Raw genomic sequence first — 15240 nt, 5'->3', positions numbered from 1 at the left:
GCTTTCGTCAACCGCGACGATCATTCACCCTGTGGATAGCCCTACTTCTTCTTGCCTTTCTTGTCGTGCTTGTCGGACTTGTCGAACGCGTCCTCCAGCGCCCGGTTGATGGTGCGCAGCACCTTGACCCGGGCCCAGCGCTTGTCGTTGGCTTCCACCAAGGTCCAGGGTGCGATTTCGGTGCTGGTGCGGTCGACCATATCGCCCACGGCGGCGCGGTAGTCGTCCCACTTGTCGCGGTTGCGCCAGTCGTCTTCGGTGATCTTGAAGCGTTTGAATGGGATTTCTTCGCGAGCCTGGAAACGCTCCAGTTGGGTCTGCTTATCGATGGCCAACCAGAACTTGACGACGATCACACCCGCATCACGCAGTTGCTCTTCAAAGTCGTTGATCTCGCCATAGGCGCGCATCCAGTCCGCCGGGGTGCAGAAGCCCTCGATGCGCTCCACCAGCACGCGGCCGTACCAGGAGCGGTCGAACACAGTGAACATGCCCCGCGCCGGGATCTTCTGCCAGAAGCGCCACAGATAAGGCTGGGCACGTTCGTCTTCACTCGGCGCGGCAATCGGTACGATGTGGTACTGACGCGGATCCAGCGCCGCCGCCACCCGACGGATAGCCCCGCCCTTGCCCGCCGCGTCGTTACCCTCGAACACCGTGATCAGCGCGTGCTTGCGCATGCGTTTGTCGCGCATCAGCCCGGAGAAACGCGCCTGCTCGGTGATCAGTTGTTCTTCGTAATCGTCCTTGTCCAAACGTTGTGTCAGGTCGAGGCTGTCCAGCAGGCTCTTCTTGTCCACGGAGGCGATCAACGGCGCCGGGTTCATGCCGCTGGCCTTGCCCTTGGGCAGCTTCAGCGCATTTTGCAGGCCTTCGAGCAGCAGCTTGCCCACGGTAAGGCTGCGATAGTTGCTGTCCACCCCTTCGATCACATGCCACGGTGCATAGTCGCGGCTGGTGCGGCGCAGCACGCGCTCGCCGAAATGCACGAATTTGTCGTAGGTCTCGGACTGCTGCCAGTCCAGCGGACTGATGCGCCAGCTGTGCAGCGGGTCGTCAGCCAGGGCCTTGAGTCGCGCCTTCATCTGCTTCTTGGAGAGGTGGAACCAGAATTTGAAGATCAACGCGCCCTCATCGCAGAGCATCTTTTCCAGGCGCTCGGCACCGGCAATGGCCTGGTCGAGTCTTGCGTCCTTGATCTGCCCATGCACGCGGGCCTGCAGCATCTGGCTGTACCAATTACCGAAGAAAATCCCCATGCGGCCCTTGGCCGGCAGTTGCCGCCAGTAGCGCCAGGCCGGTGGCCGCGCCAGTTCTTCGTCGGTCTGCTGGTCGAAAGTGCGCACTTCGATCAGGCGCGGGTCCATCCATTCATTCAGCAGCTTGACGGTCTCGCCCTTGCCGGCGCCTTCGATGCCGTTGATCAGGATGATCACAGGGAAGCGCTTCTGCTGTTGCAGTTCGTACTGCACCTCCAGCAGGGCCTCACGCAGGGCCGGCACTTCGGCGTCGTAGGTGTCTTTGTCGATGGCGTGACCGATTTCGGCGGATTCGAACATGGGCAGCTCCGTTTCAAGATGGCTCAAGACTAGCGGATTGGGCAGCAACACGCGGGAGGAAATTCCATCGGCGCTTGCCGTGGGTCAATTCATTGCCCATTGATCAGCTAGAATGGCCGCCTTGTGTTTACCGAGCCGCCCATGAACCCCATCACCCACGCCCAGCTCGACTGGGATGACCAAGGTCGCCCGCATTCGCGGGTGTTTGACGACGTGTACTTCTCCGATAAGTCGGGCCTGGAAGAAACCCGTTATGTGTTCCTCGAACAAAACCGACTGCAGGAGCGTTTTGCCGCCTTGCCGGTGGACGGGCAGTTGGTGATTGGCGAGACCGGTTTCGGCACCGGATTGAATTTTCTGTGCGCCTGGCAATTGTTCGAACAGCACGCGGTGGAGGGTGCGCGTCTGCATTTTGTCAGTGTGGAAAAGTACCCGCTGAGCCACGCCGACCTGCAACGCGCCCTCGCCCTCTGGCCAGAGCTGCAACCCTTTGCCGAACAACTGCTGGCGCAGTACATCGCGATCCATCAAGGCTTCCAACGCCTGGTACTGGATAACGGTCGCGTGACCCTGACCCTGTTGATCGGCGACGCCCTGGAGCAACTGCCACAACTGGACGCGCAGGTCGACGCGTGGTTCCTCGACGGTTTCGCCCCCGCGAAAAACCCGGATATGTGGACCGCCGAACTGTTCGCCGAACTGGCACGCCTGGCCGCACCGGGTTCGACCATCAGCACCTTCACCAGCACGGGCTGGGTGCGCCGGTTGATCAACGCCGCCGGTTTCAAGATGAAACGCACGCCAGGCATTGGCCACAAGTGGGAGATCCTGCGCGGCGAATTTCTCGGATGGCCAGCCGAAACACCAGCACCGCCCGCCGCCAAACCCTGGTTTGCGCGGCCACCGGTTATCGAAGGCGAACGCCACGCCATGGTTATCGGCGGCGGCCTGGCCGGTTGCGCCACCGCCGCCAGCCTCGCCGCCCGTGGCTGGCGCGTCAGCCTGCTGGAGCGACACGCCGCACTGGCCCAGGAAGCCTCGGGCAACCCTCAGGGCGTGCTTTATCTAAAGCTGTCGGCCCACGGCACCGCGTTGTCGCAGTTGATCCTGAGCGGTTTCGGCCACACCCGGCGCCTGCTGGAACACTTGCATCGCGGTATCGACTGGGATGGCTGCGGCGTGTTGCAACTGGCCTTCGACGCCAAGGAAGCCGAGCGCCAGGCAAAACTGGCCGAAGCCTTTGCGCCTGAGTTGCTGCACGTGTTGGATAAAGATCAGGCCCAGCAACGTGCCGGCATCCAACTGGAACAGGGCGGGCTGTTTTTCCCCGAGGGCGGTTGGGTGCATCCGCCGGCATTGTGCCAATGGCAAACAGCGCACCCTTTGATCAGCGTGCTCCCCCATCACCACGCGGTTGAGCTGCGGTACGTCGATAACCAGTGGCAAGCCCTCGACGGCGATCGGCTGTTGGCCAGCGCCCGCGTGGTGGTGCTGGCCGGTGCCGCGGACATCAAGCATTTTCCGGCGAGCAGCGAGCTGCCGCTCAAGCGCATCCGCGGGCAAATCACCCGGTTGGCGCAAACCCCGGCGAGCGAAGCACTGGCGACCGTGGTCTGCGCCGAAGGCTATGTCGCCCCGGCGCGCTTGGGCGAACACACCCTCGGCGCCAGCTTTGACTTTAACAGCGACGACCTCACGCCCACCGCCGCTGAACACGCCGGCAATCTGGAGATGCTGCGGGACATCTCCGAAGACTTGCTGGTCCGCCTGGGCGCCGACCACCTCGACCCCGAGGGGCTGGAAGGCCGCGCCGCCTTCCGTTGCACCAGCCCCGACTACCTGCCCATTGTCGGGCCGCTGGCCGATCTCGCGCTGTTCAACCAAGCCTATGCCGTGCTGAGCAAGGACGCCCGGCAAGTGCCAGACGCGCCCTGCCCCTGGTTGCCCGGCCTGTACATCAACAGTGGCCACGGGTCGCGCGGACTGATCACCGCGCCGTTGTGCGGCGAATTGGTGGCTGCCTGGATTGATGCTGAACCGCTGCCGCTGCCGGCCAGCGTGGCCGCGGCGTGTCATCCGAACCGGTTTGCCATGCGAGGGTTGATCCGGGCCAAGGCGACCGCATCTTGATCAACCCGCCGGCGCTTCACACACATGCTGGTCCTCACTGCGCAATGCGCCCTTGGTCAGCCGCTCGATCTCGACGGCTTCGGCCTGCTCCCTTTCCAGCCTGATCTGATTCATCAGGCGCTGGAACTCGGCGCTCGACAGCTCTTCACGCTGCTCATAGACCTCATCGGCGCGCAGGCTGAAGGGGGCGTTCAACGTGTCAAAACGGCTGGCAAAAGCGAGTTTCAGGTAGCGTTCCCAAAACGGCAGCTTGACGATACAGGCCAGTAACTGTGGCGATAATTCAGCGCTCTTGAGTTCCAGCTCTGCCTGACTGAGCTTCACGTCGGTGACGCCTGCCAGGTCCGGGAACAACATGCCGCTTGGCTGGCCCGGCAAATAGACCTGAGGTGCCAGGCCTGCACGGTAAGCCAGCTCCACTTCCAAGGGGTCGTAGGTCGGATTTTCGCTACTGTGGCGAGCCGCAATTTTGCGCAACTGGTCGAGGCGAAAAAGCCCCTTGGCAACTTTCAACCGGGATCGGGCAGCCAATGGCTCACTGGCGTTCTCGCGGGAAACCTCATCGATCTCCACCAGCACTTCCAGATCACTGAAGTTCACCGCCGTCGAATCGTCGCAATTGAACGGTGCACCGGCCCGCTCAAACACCTCCTTGCGCAGCGCTGCATGGGCAGCCGTGGCATTCAGTACCCGCCATACCCGTCGCTCCAAATCATCACGCACTTTGGTGGCATCCGCGGTATTGACCAACTCGGCGAGCAAATTAAACAGCTCCCCACTGTCTGGCTCATTCTTCAGTCCGGTCCATACCCGGTTCTTCTCGACATAGTCAGCGACACGCTCATCCGCCAACCAGTTCTCCCGCGCCCTCTGTTCGGTCAAACGGGGTATGTCGTCCTCAAGAAACCCCATGCCAACGCCCACGCGGTCAAGATAAACCTTCAGGGCCGCTGCGCTTTCACCCGACAACGCGTTTAGGCGCAGGTTGTAGGCCTGCCCAGCCCGGCGAGGCAGCAGAAACAGCCAATCGGGCAATGTGGTGATCAAATTGCCGCGCAAGTCCACAAGATCCAGATACTGCAGGCCCCCGACACCGACAGGAAACTCCTTAAGCCCGCAATCGCGCAACCGCAACCGGCGCAAATCATGCTGATGCGTCACATCGGGCGCATTGAGCAAAGGGTTATGGGCCAGGTTCAGGGTTTTGAGCCGACGTATCTCACCGAGTTTCTTGCGTGTGTGTTCGGTGAGTTGCAGGCGATTGCGTGGCAGATACAAATATGTCAGGTCAGGCATCAACGACAGGGCTTCGGGCAAGCGCGTGATTTGGTTGTGCGACAGATCAAGGGTGTGCAGGTTGTTGAAGTGCTTGAGAAAATACGCCACCTCATCGTTCAAGCCCATGTTACGCAGAGACAACTGTTTGACCTTTTCGAAGCGTATCTGGGCGGGCAAAGTCGGCAGTTTTCCCACGGCCATCTCGTCCAACGCCAGGCTGGGGACACTGCGCTGCTCTGGGTCCCTGAGCATAGTCAGCCCGCGCCAGCTGCATTCGATGGCCTCCCGGACCTGGGAACGGCTGAGGCGATAATCCCAATAAGGGATGACCTCAGGCACATAGTCCGTACGGTCACTGACCCAGCGTTTCAGCGCCTGCTGAAGTGCCTTGAACTCCTGTTCAAGCGCCTTTACCGCCTTGGCACGGCTCAAGTGGTCGGCGCCCGCGTCCTGCAGAAAATGTAAGACTTGCGCGCCATCCATCGCCGGGTAGAGCTTTCTGACTTTGCGCACCAACGCCGTTGAAAAATCCGCAAGTACCGGTGCGACCGGATCAAGCACCTGCGCGGGTGCGCAAGCCGGCAGTTGCTCCTCTACGGCCGGACGCTGCGTTCGCAAGTAGCGCCGCATACGAGGACGTTCGTCCTGACTCTTAAAGCGTAACTGGCTGCGCAGGCGGTCCACTGCTTGATCGCCCTCCAGGCCCATCAGTTTCCTTCGGGCAGTCGACAGGCAATCCACCACCGCCCGAAGCAATCCATCAGGGCCGCTGACACGGGTATTCAAATCCTTGCCTTGCTCATCGAAGGCCTGAAAACCCTGTGCATCTCGAACGATGGTGCGCTGCACCGAAGCGCCGGAAGCCCCTACCTGCTCAAGGACATCCCCGGTCATGCCACCTTCACGTAGCTGTACACACATATCCTGCGGCCAATGCGCCAGCCTCCCGAGCAAGCCGAAGATCACGCGTTGCGTTCCGCTACCGGCCAGGGGAAGCCAGTACAAACCCATCAGGGCATCGTCTTCGTCCATCTGCTCAATCGCTTCGCGACAGCGCTCTTCTAATGTCAACGACACACGATTGTCCTTGCGCAAATAGCGGCGATCCAAGGTGCGCGCTTCGGACAGTTGCTCCCACGCAAATCGGCGCGGCAAGCGGGGAAAGCGCGCGCGCAGCGGCGCGAGGTCACCGGTGGCGACGCCGTTATAACCATCATACAACCGCTCATAAAGGACGCGATGCTGTGCATTCACAGCCTCCAGCAAACGACGCTTGAGCAGCGGCTGGGCGTCCTCTAGCGGTACGCTGGCGCCAAGCAACGTGCTGCGTTCCTCATCGCCCAAGGCTTGCAGCAAAGTCTCCATCACCTGGCCATCCTTGAGTTGCTGCTCGGTGATATGAATGCTCAGGTCTTCATAGTTGAGGGGAGCCAGGTCCGGGTAGCTCTCAAGGAGGTTGCCGTCAGCGTCCAATAGCTCGAAAAAGCGCCCTTGGGGCCAACTGGGTATCAGCGGCAAAGCGAGCATCTGGCTGCGGGCGGTGGCGGGTGTGAGAGCCTGCTCGGGCTCCAGCGCCTGGATCAAGTCAAGCACTTTGCGGTGCTGGCGAAACCGCGCCACCCCGTCCTGGAAGCGCTCCGGCAGGGCTTTGTGCGCCTGAGCCAGCTGGCGCAACGCAGGCAGGTCCATTTGATTAATGGCAGCGATACTTCGTAGGTCGTCCGACGGCACCTCGACCAGGCCAGGGTCAATGCGATGGAGGATGTTCAACGGCTCAGCCCATTCCCGCGCACGCTCATAGTCGTGTTGCCAGCCACCCTGGAAATTATGTTGCAATGGCGGCCGATACGCGGCCGGCCGTTGAGGGTGGATGATTCGCCATTGCCCGAGGTTGGCGTCAAAAGCAATGGCATACGACTCGCCCGCCAGTTGGATATAGAGGCCTTCGTTGGCCAGGTACACTCCCTGCGAGTTAGGCGCCACCGAATCGGTCATCTCCACCGTTTGACGATAGGCCGCCAGCCGTGGCCGCCATAGCCTTAGTTGGGAATCGCGTAGCTTGACGGCCTCGACTTTGTCGAAAAACTCTGCTGACGAGGCCAAGTTGCGCTTGAGCGACCCCACCACGCGTCCGCCTGCCGCGAACAGCACCATGGCGGCAAGATTTTCCGCCACATTGACCAGATGCTTGAGCGCCTCAGCGTTGTCGCCATGCCTCCAGTCCTCGACCCCGTCGAACACCTCCCCCAGCAGTTGACCGATGGCAACACCCATCATCAGTTGCCCGAGTACCGGCACCACGAAGGCTGCAACATTCAGGACATCCAGCCCGAAGTTGAGGTAATCCCACAGGCGCTGTTGCCGGGCGTCTTCATCCACTTGAGCCTTGGGCACGGCCAATACCCGCGCATCCAACTGGACTTTGCCGACGCAGGCGCGGAAGAAAAAATCGCTGAAATTGTCGTTTACCGGTATCGCTTGCAACGAACCCAGCGCACCACCGGCTTGAAAGTGGCTGAGAAAGTCCACGCGCTCGGATTCATCCAGATAGCGTACGAACGCCTGCCGGCAGGACGCCACTCGCAACTTGAGCGTGAGGTACTGCTTGAAGTCCGCCAGGGTCGGGTATTCGTACCAGGGACGCAGCGGTTCATCGGGCATGTAGACGATCAGGTTATCCTCGGCCAGCTCACCGGCCTGCGCCTCCGAAAACACCAGCACACTCCACAGGCAGGCCTTGTCCAGGTTAAGGCCCTGCCAGATCAGGCGTTTCTGGGTGAACTCCGAATCGGCATGCCGGGCGGCTGGCAAGTCGGCCTTGATCAACTTGAGCAGGCGAGCATGGGTGGCCAGGCTGATATCTTGCCGCGCCAGGGCGAGGTGCAGGTCCGTCAGCATATCGGCGCACTTGCCCCGTCCCACATCCAGTGCGGCAAGGTTGTAGCTCAGGGGCAGCGCCGATTCGCCTGGGGCAGGCAAGCTGAAAACGTCGCGTAAATGCGCCTGGTAGGCGTTGCCCAGATCCAGATCGCGGCAATAGCCCACGAATTGATGCGCGGTGAGACCGGACACAACGCTGTCGTCAGTCCCCCGGCGAATCAGGGACTTTTTAGGCAAGCCGTCGGGTTCGGCCTCGGCTTCAGAAAAATTCTGCATGGCCGCCTGCACCAGGCTGTGTTTTTCCAGAGTGGTCGAAAAAATCGGAATACCGCTCACGTTAGGCGCAATTTCGAACGCTTCGCGCCTGGGGCGCTCCAGATAGTCCTGGCGAACATTCAGCCCCGCATGCCCTTTGCCGACCAGATATTCCTGCAGTTTTGCCGTGCAGAACTCATGCAACGGCTGCAGCCGGCCAAGGCGCTGCTCAAGGCGTTGGCGCGGGGCCTCACTGTCGAGGTAGGCCTGCTCGACGGCCGCCAGGCTGCCCGGCGGCGCGTCGAGCATCCAGTGTGGCAACGTCTGGTGCAACACCTGTGCCTTATCCAGATCGCCGGTCATATCGAGTAAGGCGGCGTCCAGCTCATCGCGCGTTACGGGGGCAACCTCTTCATATAAACCCTGTGTTTCAGTCATTCCAACCCTCCCTGATGCAATCAATGATGGCTGGATACGATAAACCTACGGCCCGTGGAAAAAGGTTCAAAAACCGCAGCATTCAAGGGCTGAAACGCCGCAGATTTTGCGGCGAAACCGGCTTCTTTTACCACCACTGGCACGCAGCCCGCGCACGGCCGACAGAGGCCATGTCGAGATTGCGGCTATTTGCCTTATAACTTATCGGTCTAAAACTCCACGAATAGCCCCGTGTCAGTTTCTGGGTACGCGCCCTTCGGGGCGTATTGAGTGTTTCCCCTCCCCAACGGAAAAACCGGTAAGGAATTTATGTGCGGATTAGCTGGAGAATTACGTTTCGATGCCCAACCTGCCGACCTGGCAGCCATTGAGCGCATCACCCATCACCTGGCTCCCCGTGGCCCAGACGCCTGGGGATTCCATGCCCAAGGGCCGATTGCCCTCGGCCACCGGCGCCTGAAAATCATGGACCTGTCGGACGGCTCGGCCCAACCGATGGTCGATTCGCAGCTCGGCCTGAGCCTGGCCTTCAACGGCGCGATCTATAACTTCCCGGAATTGCGTGAAGAGCTGGAAGCCTTGGGCTACGCCTTCTATTCCGGCGGCGACACCGAAGTGTTGCTAAAGGGCTATCACGCCTGGGGCGAGGCATTGCTGCCCAAGCTCAATGGCATGTTCGCGTTTGCGATCTGGGAACGTGATGCCCAGCGTCTGTTCATCGCCCGTGACCGTCTTGGCGTGAAGCCGTTGTACCTGTCGCGGACCGGCCAGCGATTGCGGTTTGCCTCGGCGTTGCCAGCGTTGCTCAAGGGCGGCGATATCAACCCGATCCTCGATCCCGTGGCCCTCAACCATTATCTGAACTTCCACGCCGTGGTGCCTGCACCGCGTACCTTGCTGGCCGGTATCGAAAAGATGCCGCCAGCCAGCTGGATGCGCATCGACGCCAGCGGCAAGACCGAGCAGAAAGTGTGGTGGACCCTGCCTTACGGCCCACACGACGACGAAAAAAACCTGACCCTGGAAGATTGGACCGACCGCGTGCTCGACAGCACCCGCGAAGCCGTGGCCATCCGCCAACGTGCCGCCGTGGATGTTGGCGTGCTGCTCTCCGGCGGCGTCGATTCGAGCATGCTCGTGGGCCTGCTGCGCGAAGTCGGCGTACAAGACCTGTCGACGTTTTCCATCGGCTTTGAAGACGCCGGCGGCGAAGCGGGCAACGAGTTCCAATACTCCGACCTGATCGCCAAGCACTACGGCACCCGTCACCACCAGTTGCGCATCGCCGAAAGCGAGATCATCGAGCAACTGCCCGCCGCCTTCCGTGCCATGAGCGAGCCGATGGTCAGCCACGACTGCATCGCCTTCTACCTGCTGTCGCGGGAAGTGGCCAAGCATTGCAAGGTGGTGCAGAGCGGCCAGGGCGCAGATGAGCTGTTCGCCGGGTACCACTGGTACCCGCAGGTGGACGGCGCCAGCGATCCGTACGCGGCCTATCGCGATGCGTTTTTCGACCGCAGCTACGACGATTACGCGGCGACTGTCGCGCCAAAATGGCTGACCGCCAATGACGCCGCCGGTGACTTCGTGCGCGAACACTTCGCCATGCCCGGCGCCGATGCCGCGGTGGACAAGGCCCTGCGCCTGGACAGCACGGTGATGCTGGTGGACGACCCGGTCAAACGCGTCGACAACATGACCATGGCCTGGGGCCTGGAAGCGCGCACGCCGTTTCTCGATTACCGCCTGGTGGAACTCTCGGCGCGGGTGCCGGGTAAGTTCAAGCTGCCCGATGGCGGCAAACAGGTGTTGAAAGAAGCCGCGCGCCGCGTGATCCCAAGCGAGGTCATCGACCGCAAAAAAGGCTACTTCCCGGTGCCTGGCCTCAAGCATTTGCAGGGCGACACCTTGAACTGGGTACGTGAACTGTTGCTCGACCCGAGCCAGGATCGCGGCCTGTTCAACCCCGCGATGCTTGACCGTTTGCTCACCGACCCGCAAGGCCAATTGACTCCGCTGCGCGGCTCCAAGCTGTGGCAACTGGCGGCGCTGAACCTGTGGCTCAGCGAACAAGGAATCTGATTGATGAAACCCCATGCAGCGGCTTACAGCCAACGTTTGCTGAAGGGCCAGGCACCGTCGTACGAGCGCCTGCAAGCCCGGCTGGCGGAAGATGGCAGCCCATTGGCGGCCGAACCGATTGCCGTGCATTGCGGTTGGGGCCGGTTGTTGATCGGTCATACCTTTCCAGACCCTGCCAGCCTCGCCCAGGAATTGCTCAATGAGCAGGCGGGCGAGCGGGATATCGCGCTTTACGTCGCGGCGCCCCAGCAGATCCTGGGGATCGACCCGCAGCAATTGTTCCTCGACCCTTCCGACACCCTGCGCCTGTGGTTCACCGACTACCGCCCCGCCACTCGCGTGTTCCGCGGCTTTCGCATTCGCCGGGTGCAGACCGAGGCGGATTGGTTGGCGGTGAACCAGTTGTATCAGGGACGCGGCATGTTGCCGGTCGACGCCGAACGCCTCACGCCGCGCCATCAAGGTGGCCCGGTGTATTGGTTGGCGGAAGACGAAGACAGCGGCGCGGTGATCGGCAGCGTCATGGGTCTGAATCACCAAAAAGCCTTTCACGACCCGGAAAACGGTTGCAGCCTGTGGTGCCTGGCGGTCGACCCGCAATGCACGCGCCCCGGCGTGGGCGAAGTGCTGGTGCGCCATTTGGTGGAACACTTCATGAGCCGTGGCCTGAGCTATCTGGATTTGTCGGTATTGCACGATAACCGCCAGGCCAAGAACCTCTACGCCAAGCTCGGCTTTCGCGCGTTGACCACCTTTGCGATCAAGCGCAAGAACGGCATCAACCAGCCGCTGTTTCTCGGCCCGGGCCCGCAGGCGGGGTTCAATCCCTATGCGCGGATCATTGTCGAGGAAGCCCATCGGCGCGGCATCGACGTGCAAGTGGATGACGCCGATGCCGGCTTGTTCACCCTGAGCCACGGCGGGCGTCGTGTGCGTTGCCGTGAGTCGTTGAGCGACTTGACCAGCGCCATCAGCATGACTCTGTGCCAGGACAAAAGCCTGACTCACAAAGTGCTGAAAGCTGCCGGTTTGAAACTGCCGTCGCAGCAACTGGCGGGCAGCGCGGATGAGAACCTGGAGTTCCTCGACGAACACCCGCGCATCGTCGTAAAGCCGCTGGACGGTGAACAAGGCCAGGGCGTAGCGGTGGACCTGCAGACCATCGAAGAGGTGCAGCAGGCCATCGAAGCGGCGCGGCAGTTCGACAGCCGTGTGCTGTTGGAGAGCTTTCACGAAGGGTTGGACCTGCGCATCCTGGTGATCGGTTTCGAGGTGGTTGCCGCTGCGATTCGTCGCCCTGCCGAGGTGACCGGTGACGGCCACCATTCCATCGGCGCGCTGATCGAAGCCCAAAGCCGGCGCCGCCAGGCCGCCACTGACGGCGAAAGCAAAATCCCCCTGGATGCCGAAACCGAACGCACCTTGAAAGCCGCCGGTGTCGACTACAGCAGCATCCTGCCCCGAGGCCAGACCCTGGCCGTGCGCCGCACCGCCAACCTGCACACCGGCGGGTGCCTGGAAGACGTCACCGCCATCTTGCACCCGACGCTGGTGGACGCCGCCGTGCGCGCCGCCCGCGCCCTGGACATCCCCATGGTGGGCCTGGACCTGATGGTGCCCGCCGCCGATCAACCCGAGTACGTGTTTATCGAAGCCAACGAACGGGCCGGCCTGGCCAATCATGAACCGCAGCCTACCGCGGAGAAATTTGTGGATTTGCTGTTTCCCCATAGCTGAACGATCCGAACCCCAGGAGTCTTTATGAGCCGAACCATCCCCGAACCGGATCTGAATTACCTGCAAAAAGTCCTGCTGGAAATGCTCGCCATCCCCAGCCCCACCGGGTTTACCGACACCATCGTGCGCTACGTGGCCGAGCGCCTGGAAGAACTCGGCATCCCGTTTGAGATGACCCGTCGCGGCACCATTCGCGCGACCTTGAAAGGCCAGAAAAACAGCCCCGACCGCGCCGTGTCCGCGCACCTGGACACCATCGGCGCGGCCGTGCGAGCGATCAAGGACAACGGCCGCCTGAGCCTGGCGCCGGTGGGCTGCTGGTCGAGCCGCTTTGCCGAAGGCAGCCGCGTCAGCCTGTTTACCGACAATGGAGTGATCCGCGGCAGCGTGTTGCCGCTGATGGCCTCCGGGCATGCCTTCAACACCGCCGTGGATGAAATGCCGGTGAGCTGGGACCACGTGGAGTTGCGCCTCGACGCCTACTGCGCGACCCGCGCCGATTGCGATTCCTTGGGGATTGGCATCGGTGACTACGTGGCCTTCGACCCGCTGCCCGAGTTCACTGAGAGCGGGCATATCAGCGCGCGCCACCTGGATGACAAAGCCGGTGTCGCCGCCCTGCTCGCGGCGCTCAAGGCCATTGTCGACAGTGGCGAACCCTTGCTGATCGACTGCCACCCGCTGTTCACCATCACCGAAGAAACCGGCAGCGGTGCCGCCGCCGCCCTGCCTTGGGACGTCAGTGAATTTGTCGGCATCGATATCGCCCCGGTCGCCCCCGGTCAGCACTCCAGCGAGCACGCGGTGAGCGTGGCGATGCAGGATTCCGGCGGGCCGTATGACTATCACCTGTCGCGGCATCTGCTGCGCCTGGCGTCTGACAACGAGTTGCCGGTGCGTCGCGACCTGTTCCGCTATTACTTCAGTGATGCGCACTCGGCCGTCACCGCTGGCCACGATATCCGCACCGCCTTACTGGCGTTCGGTTGCGATGCGACCCACGGCTACGAGCGCACCCATATCGACAGCCTCGCGGCGTTGAGTCGTCTATTGGGCGCTTACATCCTCAGCCCGCCGGTGTTCGCCAGTGATGCGCAACCGGCCCAGGGGTCCCTGGATCGGTTCAGCCATCAGATCGAGCACGAGACGCAGATGGAGAGCGACACCCGCGTGCCGTCGGTGGACAGCCTGGTAGGCAACAAGTCCTGAGGCTGGCAACTATGATCCCGGCGCAGTAGCATCGCCGGGATCCATCACCCGAGGCCTGTATGCTGATTCCCTACGACGCACTTGAAGTCGACACCCTGACCCGCCTCATCGAAGATTTTGTTACCCGCGACGGCACCGACAATGGCGACGACACGCCCCTGGAAACCCGCGTGCTGCGGGTGCGCCAGGCCTTGACCAAGGGCCAGGCACTGATCGTGTTCGACCCGGAAAGCGAGCAGTGCCAGTTGATGCTCAAGCACGATGTGCCCAAGCATCTGTTCGACTGAGCGGGTTTTCAGGGGTTGGGCTCAGGCACCGGATGGGTTCCGGCGGCTTGGCGTTCGAGGATCTTCTGGTACACCTCTGCGCGGTGAACATGCACCCCGAGCGGCGCTTCAACGCCGAACTTCACCTGGTTACCGTTCAACTCAAGGATGTGCACGGCGATGTCATCGCCAATGGAGATGACTTCGCCTACAGCGCGGCTTAAGACCAGCATGGCGGTTGTCCTTTTAACAGTGAAAGGACCTCGACCATGCCCGCAGGGGTGGACCACAGCAATGGCTTGCGGCGAAAACAGGCACCACCTACAAACGTAGGTAAATTGCCTGACAGACTACTACCTGACTAGCCCTTGGCCGCCTGCGCTTTAGCGCGCATTTTGTCAGCCATGGTGGTCATCTCGTCATAGAGCAACTGCGGGTTCTTCTGCTTCAACGCCCACGCCATCCGCCCTTGTTCATGGGGCAAGATCATGAACTCGCCTTCTGCCACGCGCTGGTAGATGTAGTCGGCAATGTCCGCCGCAGAAATCGGCGAGCTCTCAAGCAACTTGCCTACCTGGGCCTTCATCGCCGGGGTCGGCCCACGGAACGAATCCAATAGGTTGGTCTGGAAGAATGACGGGCATACCACATGAACGCCGACTTCCTGCTGCTTGAGTTCCACCAGCAGGCTTTCCGACAGCGCCACCACACCGGCCTTGGCCACGTTGTAGTTGCTCATCGCCGGGCCCTGCATCAACGCCGCCATGGACGCGATGTTGATAATGCGGCCCTTGCTCTTTTCCAGCAGCGGCAGAAACGCTTTGCAGCCCTTGACCACGCCCATCAGGTTGATTGCGATCTGCCAGTCCCAGTCTTCCAGGGACAGTTCCGCGAAGAAGCCACCGGAGGCCACGCCGGCATTGTTGACGATCACATCGATGCCACCCAGTTTCACTTCGCAAGCCTGGGCGAACGCGGTGAGTTGGCTGTAGTCCCTCACGTCGCAACGCTGGATAAACCCGTCGCCACCCGCCTCGCGTACGAGCTTGAGCGTTTCCTGCAAGCCAGGTTCGCTGACGTCTGACAAGGCCAACTGCCATCCTTCACGGGCCCAGCGCAAAGCGATTTCGCGGCCCAGGCCCGACCCGGCGCCAGTGATCATCATGCGATTTTGCATAGGAAGTAGCCTTGTGGTTCACGGAAGAAGTGACCGGCAGTGTAGCGAAGGTCTTTCCTGCCCCCATCCACCATCAGATTGCTGAATGCCCCTGGCAAACCGTCAGCCGGGTCGGAGGTTCGCGTATAGCCTAAGTTCAATATTTTTCAACTAACAACGTATATTTGCGAACGCATTAAAAGAAATAAGCAAGTGTGCGAAATGCTTTAAAAAAATACTGAATTTTCCG

General features: G+C 61.4%; 9 protein-coding genes. 5 read left to right on the top strand and 4 right to left on the bottom strand.

Annotation, left to right across the window (positions count from 1 at the left end):
* Positions 1 to 41: 41 nt before the first annotated feature.
* Complete coding sequence (gene pap / locus ACP7BX_RS11950) at positions 42 to 1559, bottom strand: polyphosphate:AMP phosphotransferase (RefSeq protein ID WP_033900906.1); 1518 nt, start codon at positions 1557 to 1559, stop codon at positions 42 to 44.
* Positions 1560 to 1700: 141 nt separating this feature from the next.
* Between pap and mnmC the strand changes: the two genes are divergently transcribed.
* Positions 1701 to 3689, top strand: coding sequence for a bifunctional tRNA (5-methylaminomethyl-2-thiouridine)(34)-methyltransferase MnmD/FAD-dependent 5-carboxymethylaminomethyl-2-thiouridine(34) oxidoreductase MnmC (gene mnmC / locus ACP7BX_RS11945; protein WP_426126609.1), 1989 nt, complete (start codon positions 1701 to 1703; stop codon positions 3687 to 3689).
* Here mnmC and ACP7BX_RS11940 read toward each other — a convergent pair whose 3' ends face one another.
* The gene (locus tag ACP7BX_RS11940; RefSeq protein WP_426126607.1) at positions 3690 to 8540 is read right to left on the bottom strand and encodes an NEL-type E3 ubiquitin ligase domain-containing protein; all 4851 of its coding nucleotides are present in this window, start codon (positions 8538 to 8540) and stop codon (positions 3690 to 3692) included.
* A 309-nt stretch (positions 8541 to 8849) separates the two neighbouring features.
* Here ACP7BX_RS11940 and ACP7BX_RS11935 point away from each other — a divergent pair, with 309 nt between their 5' ends.
* The 4 genes from ACP7BX_RS11935 to ACP7BX_RS11920 are packed head-to-tail and all read left to right on the top strand — an operon-like array spanning position 8850 to position 13855.
* On the top strand, positions 8850 to 10622 hold the full coding sequence (locus ACP7BX_RS11935; RefSeq protein ID WP_177076440.1) for an N-acetylglutaminylglutamine amidotransferase: 1773 nt from the start codon (positions 8850 to 8852) through the stop codon (positions 10620 to 10622).
* Between the two features lie 3 nt (positions 10623 to 10625).
* The gene (gene ngg / locus ACP7BX_RS11930; protein ID WP_426126605.1) at positions 10626 to 12359 is read left to right on the top strand and encodes an N-acetylglutaminylglutamine synthetase; all 1734 of its coding nucleotides are present in this window, start codon (positions 10626 to 10628) and stop codon (positions 12357 to 12359) included.
* 24 nt (positions 12360 to 12383) lie between these two features.
* A complete protein-coding gene (locus ACP7BX_RS11925; RefSeq protein WP_010208883.1) occupies positions 12384 to 13568 on the top strand; it encodes an osmoprotectant NAGGN system M42 family peptidase in 1185 nt (394 codons plus the stop codon).
* Between the two features lie 59 nt (positions 13569 to 13627).
* The gene (locus tag ACP7BX_RS11920) at positions 13628 to 13855 is read left to right on the top strand and encodes a YheU family protein (protein WP_003192759.1); all 228 of its coding nucleotides are present in this window, start codon (positions 13628 to 13630) and stop codon (positions 13853 to 13855) included.
* Between the two features lie 8 nt (positions 13856 to 13863).
* Here ACP7BX_RS11920 and csrA read toward each other — a convergent pair whose 3' ends face one another.
* Together csrA and ACP7BX_RS11910 are read right to left on the bottom strand one after the other, a co-directional pair.
* Entirely contained in the window at positions 13864 to 14067 is a 204-nt protein-coding gene (gene csrA / locus ACP7BX_RS11915) for a carbon storage regulator CsrA (protein WP_314529736.1), read from the bottom strand.
* A gap of 128 nt (positions 14068 to 14195) precedes the next feature.
* Positions 14196 to 15011 (bottom strand): SDR family oxidoreductase, encoded by an 816-nt coding sequence (locus tag ACP7BX_RS11910; RefSeq protein ID WP_016976386.1) that lies wholly within the window; start codon positions 15009 to 15011, stop codon positions 14196 to 14198.
* Positions 15012 to 15240 lie beyond the last annotated feature (229 nt).

The sequence above is a fragment of the Pseudomonas sp. DWP3-1-3b3 genome, assembly GCF_049896305.1.
Taxonomy (GTDB): Bacteria; Pseudomonadota; Gammaproteobacteria; order Pseudomonadales; family Pseudomonadaceae; genus Aquipseudomonas; species Aquipseudomonas azotoformans_A.
This window is presented reverse-complemented; position numbering and strand designations above follow the sequence as displayed.